The following is a 15485-nucleotide window of genomic DNA, read 5'->3' on the forward strand; positions in this document are numbered from 1 at the left end:
TCCCTTAGAAAAATAATTATATAAACCATTAGATACCCTGAACTAATTCATTCTTTAACCTTTTGAAAGCTAGTACATATACTATTATAGTAAGGTGTATTAGTATTACGCATGTTCTATACACCCCTAATACCCTAGCATATTTGCGCTTACTGCCTGCATAACCGCTTTAAAATTATGCTATGATATTACATTTTTTTTTAAATTGGATCTACATTTAAAAACGTATATAAGGAAGTGTTGTTATGTTTCCAAAGTCAGATGCTGACTGGATTGAAGAATTCATAAGTCCTAGTGAAAAAAACAATATGTTAAACTCCTACAAGGACTTTATGATTCAACCTGAAAAAATATTCTATCACATTGATGATGAAGATATTGCCTTTAGAATAAAGCTAAATTATCCTCTTATGAGTTTTAATTCGGTTATAGCTGAAAATAAAATTTGGGGAATTACTGTAAATGATGCTGTTTCTAAAAACTTATTATTTTCACTTCAACTAAATGATACAAAAGAAGACTGCACCATAGAATTACTAGATAAAAACCAAATTATAAAAACTTCTCTCAAGGGCAAAGTTAGTAAGTTTGAAGAAGCTGATGACAATATTAAAATAACCATGATACCAATTGATTTCAGCAACTCAACTAATAGCGATGCTACGCAACTAGCGGCTTTCCTTTTAGATTTTAAATTTCCAAATAAGCTAATTTATAAACATCTTCCTGACTTAGTTGGAAAGGAATTAAACTGCTATTTAAACTATTATATTTTGGACAAGAGTCCTTTAACTACCAAAGAAAACTCTAACTTGAATATTAATGAGACCATAGATAAAGCTATATTAGCTAAGACAGTTCCATCCTTAGATTATGTTAATTCCCTAGTTAAAAATCCAAAATCGCCTTCAAATGAAGCTGCAAAAGAATGATTAACTTAAAATTAGAATCTCTTAAGATACTAATGCAAATTCACATCTTAAGAAATCTATAATCTTAATTTCTATAAATACTCTTTCGATAAAAAATAAAGGAAATATACAATTTGTAACAATTATATTGTTATAAGAATAATATATAGTAATAGTCCTTTAGTTAGCGTCATTAGGGACTTTTACTATTAGCTTTTCAACTCAACTATGACAAACCTTTTAAGAAACAAAATATCCATATATCAAAGGTGAAAAGCTAAAATCTGAGTACTTTCAAAATAGTATTGTTTTATAAAACTTTAACGTCTAAAGCAGTTAAAATAAAATAAAAGAGGGATGATTATTTAAATGTTATCAGATGTTTTAAATGATAAAATCAGAGAGCTTCAAGCTCAACAAGAATTAGCAATGGGTTGTTGCTGCAATGAATGCGAAACTACAGCTGATTGCAGTAACGGAGTAACTTTTTATTTTGCAACTTGTACAACAGGTACACCTCCTATGGTAGGAGATACCGTTAACTTAGAAGTAGTAGAAAATAACTTAAGATGTGTTAGAGAAAATTGCTATGTAATGGAAGAAGTTACACCTCCATGTGGAGATCCATTTGAGTGCCAAGTATGCTTAAGTAGATTTAGATATGTAGGTTGTATTAGATATTTGTGCAATATCCCTACAGGAAATGAATTAGTTAGTTGTTTCAACGGCTGTGAGTTCATCGACAGAATTAGATGCTACACCTGCGCAAATGACTGTGAAACTCAATGCCCAACAGATCAAGATGGTTTTATTAATGGAGATATTACTGCAACAGTTACTGCTGTAACTCCAATTTTAGATCCTAATGGTAATGTTTTATTAAATGTTGTAACAGTATCTGTAAACTTTGATTTAACTAGTCCTTGTACCTTATTAGGAGTAGGCTAAATCCTTTAATCTATATTTAACCTGATAGTGATTAGCTCTAAGCTAGGATTATAGAGGAATCTATATTCCTGGCTTTTTATAATCCCATAACCTAAATTTAAGCAGTAAACACAAATAATTTTTATAAATACCGTAAACATTATTTAATTTACTTCATTAGCATTAGGTTTTACTATCTATTTTCCATAGATTAATTTAAAAGTATTTATATAATTAATAAGTATAGGATGATAATGATATGAATATCAATGTTAAAAAGAAATGGACAATTTTAATTTATGTCGACGGAAACAATGAAATGGAAACTGTTATCTATAATACTTTTCTTCAATGTAAGAGTATAAACACCTTAGATAATGTAAATTTAGTTATGGAAATTGGACTTTTAGGAAGCAATAACTCTCCTAGCTCTGACAAGTGGTGTGGTGTAAGGAGATATTTTCTTTCTTCTCCTTTAGAAGAAACTAGAAAAAATCACTCTTTACCTAGTACTAATTATACTGACGACTTTCCCCCTTCAGGAATTACCTTATGCTCACCTCCAGTTTTGATAGAAGACTTAGGTAAGCAAAATATGGCAGACCCTAATAATCTCTATAAGTTTGTTACTTGGGGAATGAAAAACTATAGTGCTGACCATTATATGCTTATCATTTCAGGACATGGCACTAATTTTGTAGGCGGTCTTACAGACTTAAGCAATGATAAAAAATACATTATGGGGATCCCTGAAATGTTTAAAGCTATATCTTTAGCATGTATTTCTGCTAATTCAGTTGTGGATATTTTGATTTTAGACATGTGCTTTATGAACTCTATTGAAACTCTTTATGAGGTATCACAATATAGCAACGTTATAAAGTTTCTAATAAACCACACTGATTTTGCTCCTTATGAGGGATTAGATTATAAAAAGTTAATTAATTTTCTAGAAGAAAATCTCGATTTTAGTAGTACAGCTTTATTTATAAAAAATCTTATAGCAACTCTTCCTTTTGACATAATTGCTTATAGGTTGGATATAGATAAAATGGACGCTATAAAAAAGACTTTTTCTGACTTTGCCTTATCCTATTTAGTTAAAAAAATAAAAGTTAGCCCTGTAAGCCTAGTAAAAAACCTTCAGCCTGTTTCTAATAATTTAGATGAAATTTCAAACTTATATAATCTCTCAACCAGTTATATAGAGGAAATAAATAAAAAAATTCAGGATATTGTTATTTCTACCAAATATAAGTTTCTTGGATTAAATTCTTCTATTAATATAACTTGTAATGAAATAGGTAGGCTTATTGGATTTTATAGCAAGCTTGGCTTTTCAAAAGAAAACTATTGGACTAAACTCCTTAGTTCAGCTAATCCCTCTGAAATTAATACAGCTAAGGTTATGGTAAGAACTGTAGATTCTTCTATTTCCTCTGTTCACTATTTATTAAGTTTAAAAACCGATATAAAGAGTGACACTACTTTGATTTAACTATGCTTCTCACCCTACAGTACTTTTTCTTGGCTGTGGAGTTTTTTACCTGCATATTACAAATAGGATATATATTAGTTCCCATGCTATTAGTATCACATTACGTATTAATAGAAAACAAAAACCAAGTCTTCAACAGCTGATAGACTTGGTTTCCTTATTGGACACACAAATAAATTTACATTTTAAATTGCATATCCTTACATTATTATATGCTCAAGTATAAATTTTGTTTATACTAATATAGTGACCCAAAATTAACATCTAATATCTATACCATAAATATCAGAAAACTCTATTCTTATTCTTTCAACTCTTGAATTACATACTAATTGACTATTGCAAGCTACATCTTCATCTTCGGGTACTACATTATCCGGTAGAATTATAATAAATTCTGTTCCCTTTTCTAACTCACTTTTCACTTCAATAGTTCCACCATGTAATTCTACAAAAGATTTAACTAAGGACAATCCTATACCACTACCTTCACTGATTTTAGTTAGCCTATTATTCACCTGTTTAAACCTTTCAAACACATCTTGGAGCTTATCTTGTGGTATTCCAATTCCAGTATCCTTTACAGATATTTGTACTTTATCCCTGGAAGTTTCCACTTGAACTTCAATCTTTCCATCTGGAGTATTGAACTTAATAGCATTAGATAGTAGATTTAATATTATCCTTTCCATCTTATCTAAATCAAAAGCAATTACTTTCTCTTCACAGTCCGTATCAAAGATAACTTCTATGCCTTTCTCCTGAGCAAATCCTGCTACAGATCCACAAATCCCCTCAACGTAATTCACTATATCATAATTTTCAGGACAATAGTCTACATGACCTGCATCCATTTTAGTGGTATCGATAAGATTGCTTATTAGTCTTAACAGTCTAAAACTATTTTGCTTTATAATCTTTATATAGTTTTTAAAACTTCTCAGGTTTTCATTTTTTTCATTACTCAAGTTAAACTCTAGCATTTGTAAAGAACTAAATATTAAGTTAAGAGGTGTTCTAAATTCATGAGATAGGTTTGCAAAAAATTCTGTTCTTAATCTCTCAATTTCTCTTTCTGCTTCCTTAATAGTTGTAATATCCTGGGATATCCCTAGTACTCTAGGCTTATCCTCTATACCGGTACTCTCTACCCAAAAGGTTCTTGTCCATATCCATTTTATCTTTCCATCTGCACTGATTATTCTGTAAGTCTTATCTATTTCCTTTTCACCTTTTGCCTCATTAATTATATGTCTATCTTCTGGATGAATTACTGAGTAGTAATCCCAACTATCTTTATATAAATCCTTACAACTTCTACCAAAAATCTTTTCATACCCTGGACTTACATAAGTAATTTTCTCTCCTTCTCTTATATAGAATACTCCATCAATATTTTCTGCTAGTTGCCTAAACTTTTCTTCACTGTCCATAAGTTTTTTTTCAAATAAATTTCTTTGAGTTATATCCCTAGAAATTCCTAGTATCCCAACTATATTATTATTCTCATCATAAAAGGGACTTTTTATAGTTTCGTACTGTCTTACACTGCCATCTATTAAAGTTAAAGTTTCTTCATAAACCTTAGACTTTCCTGCTTTAATTACTTCTCTATCTTGTGATAAAATCTCTTCAACTTGCTTAGAGTCTTCAATCAAATCTCTATCGGTTTTTCCTACTAACTCCTTCTCTTGTTTACCAAAAAACTCTCTTAAAATTGCTTCATTTAACCCTGAATAAACTCCATTGATATCTTTATAAAATACAAAGTCAGGTATTGAGTTAATTAAAGTCTTAAAAAACTTATCCTTGTTATTTATTTCAGTTTTAAATTTCTTTCCCTCATCAATATTCATGGAAAACCCAATTGTCCCCATAAAGTTTTTATTTTCATCGTAAACTGCGGTTTTATAGGTTTTATACCACATTTCCTTAAAATAATATTCATAGACACATTGATCTCCTTGACTTTTTACTACCTCATTATCTTCTCTATAGAATTGCACTGCTCTTTCTCTGTCCCAAAGCTCAAAATCTGTTCTTCCTCGAACTTTATTTAGTGAGAACTCACTATCCTTTTCATAATGATTATTTACAAGAATATATCGGCCATTTTTATCCTTTGCCCAAGCTGAAAAAGGTAAGTTATTTACCAATGCTTTTATAAATGGTTCTTCTCTATGAACTTCTACAAGCTGAACTATAAATTTATCATTTTCATAATGGGTAATGTGGATTTGAAACCAACTATTAAGCTTGTCTAAAAATACTTCAACTGTTTTACCCCTGTCAGCCGCTTGTACTTCGCTAAAAAATTCTATCCAAGAAAAACTATTTCCGATAAAAGTTGAAAAAACTTCCCTTATTGTTCTTCCAATAACTTCTTCCTTCAGCTTCATTGTATTTTTAAAGGCTTCATTTGCATCTAATATAATAAAATCTATAATATTTTCCCTATTATCTTCCCTTATCACTTTGCCATAGAAATAAGCAAAGGAGGATTTTCTTACAACATCCCTATAAAAATTCTCACTATTCATAAATATCACCCCGTGTTTACATTTTATGCAAAATTTAGAGATTATTCAACAAATATCTTAGTAATATTTTCTTGTAAAATGTGGAAAGCACAGGATTTAACTCCTGTGCTCTTAAAACTCCTTATAACCTATCTCTTTCAATACTTTATTAACCTGTAAAAAACATTAATCCCATTTATTAGTTAGACCCTTTATCCACCAGCTCCATATTGCTAGTGAGATTTATTTGAACAATTTCAGATCTGCTACCTATTCTTATAGGTGGTCCCCAAGTTCCATACCCTGAAGATACTATCACATTAAAATCTTCCTTTTTATCATAACCATAAACCAAATCATAGCCTCTATTAGTAAAAAAGTTATATGGTATAAACTGCCCCCTGTGTGTATGTCCTGACACTTGTAAATCTATCCTTTCATTTTGAGCTTCTTTAAGACTAGCATTCATCGGATTATGATCAATTACTATTACTGGTTTAGTTTTATCTAAATCCTTGGTAATATCTTTCAGACTTTTTCTATTCCCACCCATTCTTTTAATGGCTACGTCTTCCCTTCCAACCACATAAAAACTATCATTGATCAGTTTAAAGTCGTCCTTAAGTACAGTAACTCCTACCTCCTCTAAGGACTTCGTTAGTTGTGGCACTTTGCTACCTAGATCATGATTACCAAAGGAAAAATAAGTTCCATATTGGCTATTAAGTTTTCCTAATTCTTTGGCCATTTGATTTTCTAGGAAAGGCTTTATAGAGCTATCAATTAAGTCTCCAGCAATAAGAACAATGTCTGGGTTCATCTCATTGACTTCCCCAACTAAATTTTTTAATCTTTTTACATCCATATAATCTCCAAGATGTATGTCAGATATTAATGCGATTTTCAAATTATCTTCTCTTAAGGTTTTGTTTACCTTAACATCGTAGGCTTTAACGTAAGAACTCCTACCACTCCAAGTACCATAAATTAAAATTGTACCAATGGCCACTGCTAAAAATATAGTTACATAGAAACTAAAATTGCTATAAGCAGCACTATCTTTAGGTAGAAAGGAGTATCTTTTATTCGCAAGCCTTATCATATCAATTATTGGAAACACTAACATTAGATAAGATAAAATTGCTACATAATAAATCCCCACATATAACATTGGCGTTGAGAGAAAACCTGGAAGATAATCTCCCGCAACTTGGTTTACAACATAAGCTAAAGCAACTACCCAAAATATAATCCAAAAAATTCTATTATTAAGTGTGTATCTATGCTGTATTCTCTCCATGACTCTTCTACCTATATAGTAGTTTCCAATGGCATAAACTGAAGTGGCAATCAAAACAAAGAAAAAAATTCTAAAATCAAAATTCCTCATAAACAAACCCCTTCCGTAGACCAACTTTATATATGTTCATATTGAATATATGTTTAATATTTCCACAGGGAGTTTTCATATTCATATTTTCTGAGATTTTCACGAAATCTTTTTAGGTATATAATAGGAGATGTTGAAAGGAAGTGAGTTTATGCAATTTTTAGTTACTGGTTATGATGGAAAAGATGAAAAAGCTATTGAAAGAAGACTTGCATATCGTGATGAGCATTTAGCCCTTGCAGCTTCAATGGCTAAGGAGAACAAGTTTTTATGTGCAGCTGCTCTTGTTGATGAAAAGGATCAAATGATTGGTTCTGTGCTTATGGTGGATTTCCCTTCTAGAAAAGAGTTAGACAACTGGCTTGCCATAGAACCTTATATCAAAGGAAATGTATGGGAAAGTGTTGATGTTAAACCTTGCAAGGTTTCTCCTATATTTATGAAGTAAAAAATACACCTCAAAATAGCTTTTCATTTTGGGGTGTATTTTTTATAGGTTTTTTATTAATCATAAAAAACAAAAAAAGAGCAGCTATTCATCCTTAGCTACCCTTAAGAGTATATAATAAATTATAGGGACTTCACTTAATTAACAAAAGGTTTAATTAAATTTCAAAAGATAATTATCTTCTTTTAATAGTAATTAAATCGCCTTTTAAAACTATAAATCAAAACAAGCCTGCTCTTTACTTAGATTAGAATATCTTCAAATTGCCATCCTAAATATTCAACATCCATTCCATCTATTCTTTCATCTAATTCATTAATTGCTTTTCTGTCATCTCTTTTCTTAAGTTTGAATTGCCATGTTACATATTGATATTCAATATTTGTTAACATTTTCACACTCTCCTCTATAATTATACCACTAAAGTCTAAGCTTTAGTGGATTATTTCCTAAAACAACTTGTGGCTAAAAATTCCCACAGATTAATATCCTATGATTAAGAATACAGCCCATAAATCATGGCATCAGTGATTTTTTTCATAGCAAATAGTATTCCTGATAGGATAATAACCTTTTGACTATTAATTTTATTAACAAAATCAATATTTAATAAAAAATATTTTTCACTTGCTCTTTGTTTATATTTTAACACACTTATTTCAAAAAGTGAAGGGTTTTTGTTAATTTTCTCAATATTGGAACTTTTTCATCTAATTATCCTTATATCGTATAAAATTATTCTATAGTTTCAATCCTAATAAGTTATATTTCTATGGTTTAAAGCTTCCTTTAAAAGCCTAATAGCTTGTCCTTTTCTTTTTGTTACAATTCTATAGTTTATATTTTTTTCCTCTGAATACTTTTTTAGAGTGCCTTCATTTTTGATGTAATGATAATCTATAATATCCCTTAACTCCACGGGTAACTCATTTATGCACTGATGAACTATTTTTTTAATTTCCTTTTTTATATATTCCCCCTCGATATTTTCTTCTGACTTTATGATATCTACTAACTGCACCTCATCTTCTATATAATAATCTAAACTGCTAACATAATTTTCCCTTGCTTTACCCCTTATTAAATAATTGAAGTTTTTTTGTATTGCAAAGCTCACATAAGCTGTGAAATTTCCCTTTTGGAAATCATACTTGTTTACTGCATTCATTACTGACATATACCCAATTTGAATTAAATCTTCCTTGTCATAACCATTAATATAAACACTATTACCATGTTTAATAATAAGCCCCTTATATTTCATCATTAATTCCTCTAAGGCCATTTTATCCCCTTCTTTTGCTCTAATGATTAACTCCTCATAATACATATTCTCTTCCCCCTCATATAGTATCAATAGTTATATATGCTTAAACAGAAAAGTTTCACAAAAATAAATAAAACTTTTAGAATTTTTTCGATTTTTATATTTTTAATTTTCGTAGTGTCCTTTTTAAAGATTTTTGTATATAATTTAAAGATGAGCTATTTTTTATTATAAGGAGCTGTTATCATGTCTTTCGATTTTTTAAAGGATACAAATAAAAAAGTTCACTTCATTGGAATTGGTGGAATTAGCATGAGTGGATTGGCAGAAATACTACTTAAGAATGGTTATAAAGTGTCGGGATCGGACATGAAGGATTCTTCCATAGTAGATAAACTTAGAAATAAAGGTGCGGAAATATACATTGGTCATCATAGTGACAACATAAAGGATGTGGACTTAGTAGTTTACACCGCTGCTGTTCATCCTGATAACGTTGAGTTTATAAAAGCGGAACAACTAAATATTCCTATGATGGATAGAGCAGAATTTTTAGGGAAAATCATGCTTGGCCATAAATACGGCATAGCTGTATCTGGAACTCACGGTAAAACCACTACTACTTCCATGGTTTCACATATTGTGCTAGAAGAAGATGTGGATCCAACTATTCTTGTAGGTGGAGAACTTGATGTAATAAATGGAAATGTTCTTGCTGGTAGCAGTGAATACTTTGTTACTGAGGCTTGTGAGTATAAGGGATCTTTCTTGAAATTTTACCCTTATATTGGAATAATTCTTAATATAGATGCAGACCACCTGGATTATTATAGAGACTTAGCCCACATTAAAGATACCTTTAAACAGTTTGTAGATATAATCCCTAAAGATGGTTATATGGTTGCAAATGCAGATGATACTGATGTATTAGATGTGGTGGAAAATGCTAAGTGTAATGTACTGACTTATGGAATAAATAATGGTGAATTTAGAGCTAAGAATATATTTTACAACACTCTTGGCTGTGCATCCTTTGATGCCTATAAGAGTGATGAAAAATTATTTAGTGTAGAACTGAACGTTCCTGGAGAGCACAATGTACTTAACTCTCTTTCAGCAATTTGCTGCGCCCTTGCCCTGAATTTTTCTAAAGAATCTATTACTAGAGGATTATCTAACTTCAAAGGAACTCACAGAAGATTTGAGCTTAAAGGGGTTAAAAATGGAATTAATGTTATTGATGACTATGCACATCACCCAACTGAAATTCTAGCTACTCTAAAAGCTGCACAAAACTATCCTCATAATAGAATTTTTGGGGTATTTCAACCTCATACTTATACTAGAACTATAACCTTATTCAAAGATTTTGTAGAATGCTTTCACGGTGTTGATGAGTTAATCCTAGCTGATATATATGCTGCTCGAGAAAAGGATACTGGAATTGTTAGTTCTATAACTCTTGGAGATGCTATTAGAGCTACCGGGGTTAAAGCTCTTAACTTCCATAGCTTTGAAGAAATAGTTTCTTACTTAAAAGAAAACCTAAAAGAAGGAGATTTACTTCTTACTATTGGTGCTGGGGATGTAAATAAAGTAGGAGAAATGTACCTAAAGTAAATATCTAGCTGAAATAATAATATATCTAACTAGCCTAGGCTAATATTTTATTAAATATAATCATGGGAGAGATACGGATGAAAAAAGAAGTTTATTTAGTTAATGCCTTTACCTATAACGACAAAGGTGGAAATGGTGCTGGTGTAGTACCTGATGCTAAGGGGCTATCTACAGAAATGATGCAAGCTATTGCAAAGGAAGTTGGTCTTTCAGAAACTGCTTTTATAACTAAAGCTGAGGGCAATGAGGATTATGATTTTGAAGTAAAATTCTTCACCCCTACTACAGAGGTGGATTTATGCGGTCATGCAACTATTGCAGCTTTTAGCACTCTAGGTCAACTAGGCATAATTAACGGTTCTAATGAAATTATTAAAATAAAACAAAAGACTTTAGCTGGAATTCTAGACGTAGAACTAACTTTTGAAAACAATAAGCTACAAAACGTGCTTATGACTCAAGCTGCTCCAAAATTTTTATTTTCTCTTTCAGTGCAAGATTTAGAGCCTCTTTGTGAGATTATGGGAATCTCTATAAATGATATAGGTGTTGGAGTTACCGGATATACGGCAAGACCAATGGCTGTGTCTACTGGTCTTAGTGATTTAATTCTTCCAGTTAAAACTTTAGATGCCCTTAAAAGTATAACTCCTGATTTTAAAGCTCTTGCTGATTATAGCAATGATAAAAATTTAATTGGGGTTCATGCTTTTACCTTTAAAACTGAAAACAGCGCCTCCACTGTTTCTACAAGAAACTTTGGTCCTGCAGTTGGTATAGATGAAGAAAGTGCCACTGGAACTGCTAATGGAGCTCTAGCTGCTTATTTAATTAAAAATAAGCTTTATCCTTTTACTGATGACACAACCATAGTATGTGAGCAAGGATACTACATGGGAAATCCTAGTGAAGTTATTGCTAAGGTTCAAGGTGAAATGGATGACTTCATCATTAAAGTTGGAGGAAAAGCTACAATACTAGATAAAAAAGAAATTAATTTATAATTCCTTAGCATAAAAAATAGTAAGCTTAAAAATAAGCTTACTATTTTTTATTTAAGTATTCTATTTCCCTCTATGTATTTTAATATCTTCCAAATACATTTTTAACCTTTTCAATGTCCTGTTCTTCTAGAAAATTGTACGCTACTCTATACTCCCTAATACCTACCCTGAACTTAATACCTTTCATTGTAAAACGTACATCACTTATATCATTAAACTTGAACATTTTTCCCTTAGTTGAAAAATTATTGTTAAGCTCAAATCTATCTTTATGTATAATAAGATAATTTATGTCCTCTATAATTCTTACTTTTTTAATCATTGTATATGACATAAATAAAGCTACTATAGATAAAACCGCAAACAATCTTCCATAAAAAATGCTGCCTCTTACAAATAATCCAATGGCTGTTATTATAATAGATATGGTCATAAGTAAGCTTATAGCCAGTTGTCTTCTAGTGTATTTTTTAGTTAATGTATTAAACTTGAATTCTTTCATATTAAGATTTATTCCTCCTGCAAAATTTGCTCTCAATAATGGCTATTATAACAGAAAATTTAACTTCTTGTATAGAATATTATGTTTAATGGTTAAATAAAATTTTAAATGCTTAATAAGTTTATTGAATTCATAGATTTTCAGTGGAAAATTAACTTATAGTTAAAAAGTCTAGTAGAACTTACCTTCCATAATATAGTTAAATCTTATCATAGGATAAAGGATAGTTAGTATCTACAAATAACATATCCACAGAATACTCCTTAAGTAAAACTTTAATGTGCCACTTGCCATAATCTATTTCAAAGTTACTCATAGTTGAATGAGCACCCTCATCACTTAAAAAGTGAACTGTTCCTATATTATTACTTTCTTCCTTAGAAATTCTTATCATTAAGCTATTAACATTGCTATACTGTATTCTAGAAGCTATAACCTGTGGCATGTTATCCACACAAAGATTTACTGTTCTATTTTCTATAGGGATGATTAAATCTAAATCTTCTTCCCTATCCTTAAATATCTTCACCGGAAAATCACTGATTAAATTTAAATTATACTTATTAAACTCCTTCATAACTTCACCTCAAAATTTATATTTATTAATATAACCTTTATTATTAAAATATATCATAAATTATATAATAAGATACATATATTTCCAAGCTATAATTTATTTGATATTAATGAATAAAGATATTTTGTTTTTGAAAATACTATACTAGTACTACGAAGTAAAAGGAGTGAAAGACAATGAAAAAATTTATCCTAAATTTATCACTAACTTTGTTTTTTCTGATATCATTAATACCGTCACTTCCTGCTTATGCTAGTGAATACTTCCACCCAATAAATGATTTAAATTGCAGAAAAGTAACTAACTTTAAGTTAGCTAATTATAAACTGTGGGATGATCATGTTACTTGGACAAGAAATTATATTATTAGTGATTTATCTAATTTAGAAAGCAAGGATGAAACTTTGCAGCGACTATTACAAAATCAAGACGCTATTGGTAATTCCTTTGGAGCCTTTTATGGGAGTGATAACGGGAAAAAGTTATCCCAACTTTTTAGAGAACACATTTCCTTAGCTGGGCAAGTTGTTGACGCAGCTAAGGCTGGAAATACATCAGATTTAGAAAAATATAATTCCTTATGGTTTAAAAATGCTGATGATATTGCAGAACTTTTAGTTAGCCTAAACCCCAATTATTCAAAAAATACAATAAAAGAAATGCTTCATAAGCATCTACAGTTAGTGACCGTTCAAGCTATAGCAGAACTAAACAAGGATTGGAAAAAGTCTATAGCTGCTTATGATGATGGAGAAATTCATATGCTAAAGTTTTCTGATATAATTACAGATGGAATAATAAAACAATTCCCGGAGAAGTTTAAGTAGTTATTAAATTTGGCTACAGCATACTCTATATATCTATCCAGTATGTTGTAGCCTTTTCATTCTTTTACATATAAGAAAAACTTTTCACCACATTTTTAAATACATTCAACATGTTTTTGAAAAAAGTCGTTGACATTATGGCTTGTATATACTATAATAATTTTTGTCAGCGGGGTGTAGCGCAGATGGGAGCGCGCGTGGTTTGGGACCATGAGGTCGCAGGTTCAATCCCTGTCACCCCGACCAAAAGAGAGTTACAATTGTAGCTCTCTTTTTTTATTTTATCCATTAACTTCAATTTCTTCTTCAAACTCCATTCTACTTCATCCAAATTTTATTTTTTCATATTATTATTATATAACTGAAAGTATTTGACACAAATTGTTATACAATTAAATATTATGTATTAATAGGAATTTAAAATACTATATATTTTAGCTTTCTAGATTTTACTATGTAGGCAATAGGCAATGTAATAAATAAATTACATTAATTTTCTGCTTTACTCCGTCACTATCTTCTTAATGAATTGCTTTATGCATTACCATCCACATAGAATACTGTAATTTATATATGTTAATGGTAAAATTAAAATTAATTTGGAGGAAAAAATAATTATGCCTTGTTCAAACACAGCAACAATTAATTATCAAGGATCAACCTATGCTTTTACCCTAGATAAAACTGGAACTAGATGGTGCTACACTGTAGTTGTTACTGGTTTACCTGGACCTACAGCCCCTGGCTTAAGCCACTTTATTCTAGAGCTTTGTGATAGAATTACTGAAAATCCTTTAGGTGATTTTGTTATTAGTAATATTACAGTAAGTATCAATGGTGTGCCTCAAACTCCAGACTATGAAATTAAACTTCATACAATTGATGACGGTTCTGGCAGACAAGTTTATGGAATTAAATTTGATAATGGTGTAGATAAGGGTCAAACTGGAGTATTTTGCTTTGATATCACCCCAGATGTTCAGCCTGTGGCTGGCGACCTAGTTGTTAAGGGTGGAAATAATCCTGAACTCCTTAGCCCAAATGCAATTTGTACTCCAAGTTGCAACACAACACCACCTGGAAGAGGCTTATATTGTAATGCCTAAGCTTTATACTAAATAGCTTCATAAACAATATTGGAAGTATCTATTTGTAAAAGCTTTAAATTGCTTAAGATATAGGGTTATAAATTAGAACTTAAATTCATTTATTATGCTCAAAACTAAGAGAGTCAGAGTAAGTTAATTTACAAATTAACTTTTTACCCTGACTCTATATTAATATTCAGTAGGAAGAAATCTAGTTTTGTTTTTCTATACTACTCCTTATAATTCTCCTAACAGCTGAATATACTAATCAATTAACAAGTTGCTCAGTTAAGATTAATATGTAGCAATATAAAAATTATTGCTGCTATAGCTCCTATTACATGGTATTGAGTAAAATTGCTTTTCTTATCTTTATAAGAAAATTTGTTTACTATACCTAGAAACATAACAAATGATAGAGCTATTGCTGCTAGGAATCCACTAAAGCTAAAACCCACATTACTATACATTATAACAACATGAATTATCACCGCTAAAAGCGCACCAATGCCACAGAGCCCATGATTTTTTTCTAGAGCTTTCATAAACCTTTTAGTATTATCAATTAGTTTTCTATTTCCTCTTTTAGATAAGCCTCGTATAAACCTATAATAAAATATATGAACTATAAACTTAAAAAAACAAATACAACTAAGTATAATGCAGATTATTCCCCAAAACTTTCCTAAAGTTATCACTAGCGGTCTCCCCCCCTTATAGAATATGGTTTTATATATGTATATTATTTTCACGTCTTAAGTTATGCACATAATTTCTTTTTCTTCTACAAATTAACAAAATTCCTATAGAAGGGTTTAATGAGGGTTTGGAAGGGCAGTTGTCCCCTTCTCTTCAAGTTGGAGTCTTGTGCGAGAAATTAAACTTTTGGTGTGAGCCAAACCTCTTT

General features: G+C 30.5%; 16 protein-coding genes and 1 tRNA gene. 9 read left to right on the top strand and 8 right to left on the bottom strand.

Annotation, left to right across the window (positions count from 1 at the left end; all coding sequences use genetic code 11):
* Positions 1–245: 245 nt before the first annotated feature.
* From C661_RS0108115 to C661_RS0108125, 3 genes are all read left to right on the top strand, one after another.
* Positions 246–932 carry a hypothetical protein gene (locus C661_RS0108115; RefSeq protein WP_017414812.1) on the top strand — a complete coding sequence of 229 codons (687 nt, stop codon included), beginning with the start codon at positions 246–248 and terminating at the stop codon, positions 930–932.
* Positions 933–1280: 348 nt separating this feature from the next.
* On the top strand, positions 1281–1859 hold the full coding sequence (locus tag C661_RS0108120; protein ID WP_017414813.1) for a hypothetical protein: 579 nt from the start codon (positions 1281–1283) through the stop codon (positions 1857–1859).
* A 238-nt stretch (positions 1860–2097) separates the two neighbouring features.
* Positions 2098–3336, top strand: a complete 1239-nt coding sequence (locus C661_RS0108125) for a clostripain-related cysteine peptidase (protein WP_017414814.1) — start codon at positions 2098–2100, stop codon at positions 3334–3336.
* 257 nt (positions 3337–3593) lie between these two features.
* Here the strand turns inward: C661_RS0108125 and C661_RS22690 are convergent, their stop codons facing one another.
* Both C661_RS22690 and C661_RS21500 read right to left on the bottom strand, forming a co-directional pair.
* Positions 3594–5876: a sensor histidine kinase gene (locus C661_RS22690; protein WP_017414815.1), complete on the bottom strand. Its 2283-nt coding sequence runs from the start codon at positions 5874–5876 to the stop codon at positions 3594–3596.
* Between the two features lie 178 nt (positions 5877–6054).
* Positions 6055–7245, bottom strand: a complete 1191-nt coding sequence (locus C661_RS21500) for a metallophosphoesterase (RefSeq protein ID WP_017414816.1) — start codon at positions 7243–7245, stop codon at positions 6055–6057.
* A 151-nt stretch (positions 7246–7396) separates the two neighbouring features.
* On the opposite strand from C661_RS21500, the gene C661_RS0108140 reads away from it, so the two are divergent.
* Positions 7397–7693: a YciI family protein gene (locus C661_RS0108140; RefSeq protein WP_017414817.1), complete on the top strand. Its 297-nt coding sequence runs from the start codon at positions 7397–7399 to the stop codon at positions 7691–7693.
* Between the two features lie 242 nt (positions 7694–7935).
* On the opposite strand, the gene C661_RS23595 is transcribed toward C661_RS0108140, so the two are convergent.
* The 3 genes from C661_RS23595 to C661_RS0108150 all read right to left on the bottom strand — a co-directional run bounded on the left by C661_RS23595 (position 7936) and on the right by C661_RS0108150 (position 9023).
* Complete coding sequence (locus tag C661_RS23595; protein WP_157785680.1) at positions 7936–8091, bottom strand: hypothetical protein; 156 nt, start codon at positions 8089–8091, stop codon at positions 7936–7938.
* A 98-nt stretch (positions 8092–8189) separates the two neighbouring features.
* A complete protein-coding gene (locus C661_RS23930; RefSeq protein WP_192812653.1) occupies positions 8190–8345 on the bottom strand; it encodes a hypothetical protein in 156 nt (51 codons plus the stop codon).
* 102 nt (positions 8346–8447) lie between these two features.
* The gene (locus tag C661_RS0108150) at positions 8448–9023 is read right to left on the bottom strand and encodes a sigma-70 family RNA polymerase sigma factor (protein WP_017414819.1); all 576 of its coding nucleotides are present in this window, start codon (positions 9021–9023) and stop codon (positions 8448–8450) included.
* Between the two features lie 183 nt (positions 9024–9206).
* Between C661_RS0108150 and murC the strand changes: the two genes are divergently transcribed.
* Positions 9207–10580, top strand: a complete 1374-nt coding sequence (murC, locus tag C661_RS0108155) for a UDP-N-acetylmuramate--L-alanine ligase (protein WP_017414820.1) — start codon at positions 9207–9209, stop codon at positions 10578–10580.
* Between the two features lie 77 nt (positions 10581–10657).
* Entirely contained in the window at positions 10658–11584 is a 927-nt protein-coding gene (locus tag C661_RS0108160; protein WP_017414821.1) for a PhzF family phenazine biosynthesis protein, read from the top strand.
* Positions 11585–11663: 79 nt separating this feature from the next.
* Here C661_RS0108160 and C661_RS0108165 read toward each other — a convergent pair whose 3' ends face one another.
* Both C661_RS0108165 and C661_RS0108170 read right to left on the bottom strand, forming a co-directional pair.
* Entirely contained in the window at positions 11664–12086 is a 423-nt protein-coding gene (locus tag C661_RS0108165) for a hypothetical protein (protein WP_017414822.1), read from the bottom strand.
* A gap of 199 nt (positions 12087–12285) precedes the next feature.
* On the bottom strand, positions 12286–12663 hold the full coding sequence (locus C661_RS0108170; protein WP_017414823.1) for a hypothetical protein: 378 nt from the start codon (positions 12661–12663) through the stop codon (positions 12286–12288).
* A 176-nt stretch (positions 12664–12839) separates the two neighbouring features.
* Here C661_RS0108170 and C661_RS0108175 point away from each other — a divergent pair, with 176 nt between their 5' ends.
* From C661_RS0108175 to C661_RS0108185, 3 genes are all read left to right on the top strand, one after another.
* Complete coding sequence (locus C661_RS0108175; protein ID WP_017414824.1) at positions 12840–13490, top strand: hypothetical protein; 651 nt, start codon at positions 12840–12842, stop codon at positions 13488–13490.
* 170 nt (positions 13491–13660) lie between these two features.
* Positions 13661–13736, top strand: a tRNA-Pro gene (locus C661_RS0108180).
* 371 nt (positions 13737–14107) lie between these two features.
* Positions 14108–14596, top strand: coding sequence for a hypothetical protein (locus C661_RS0108185; RefSeq protein ID WP_017414825.1), 489 nt, complete (start codon positions 14108–14110; stop codon positions 14594–14596).
* A 266-nt stretch (positions 14597–14862) separates the two neighbouring features.
* On the opposite strand, the gene C661_RS0108190 is transcribed toward C661_RS0108185, so the two are convergent.
* Entirely contained in the window at positions 14863–15276 is a 414-nt protein-coding gene (locus tag C661_RS0108190) for a hypothetical protein (protein WP_017414826.1), read from the bottom strand.
* Between the last annotated feature and the right edge of the window lie 209 nt (positions 15277–15485).

Source organism: Clostridium tunisiense TJ, from assembly GCF_000300195.1.
Lineage (GTDB): Bacteria > Bacillota > Clostridia > Clostridiales > Clostridiaceae > Clostridium_J > Clostridium_J tunisiense.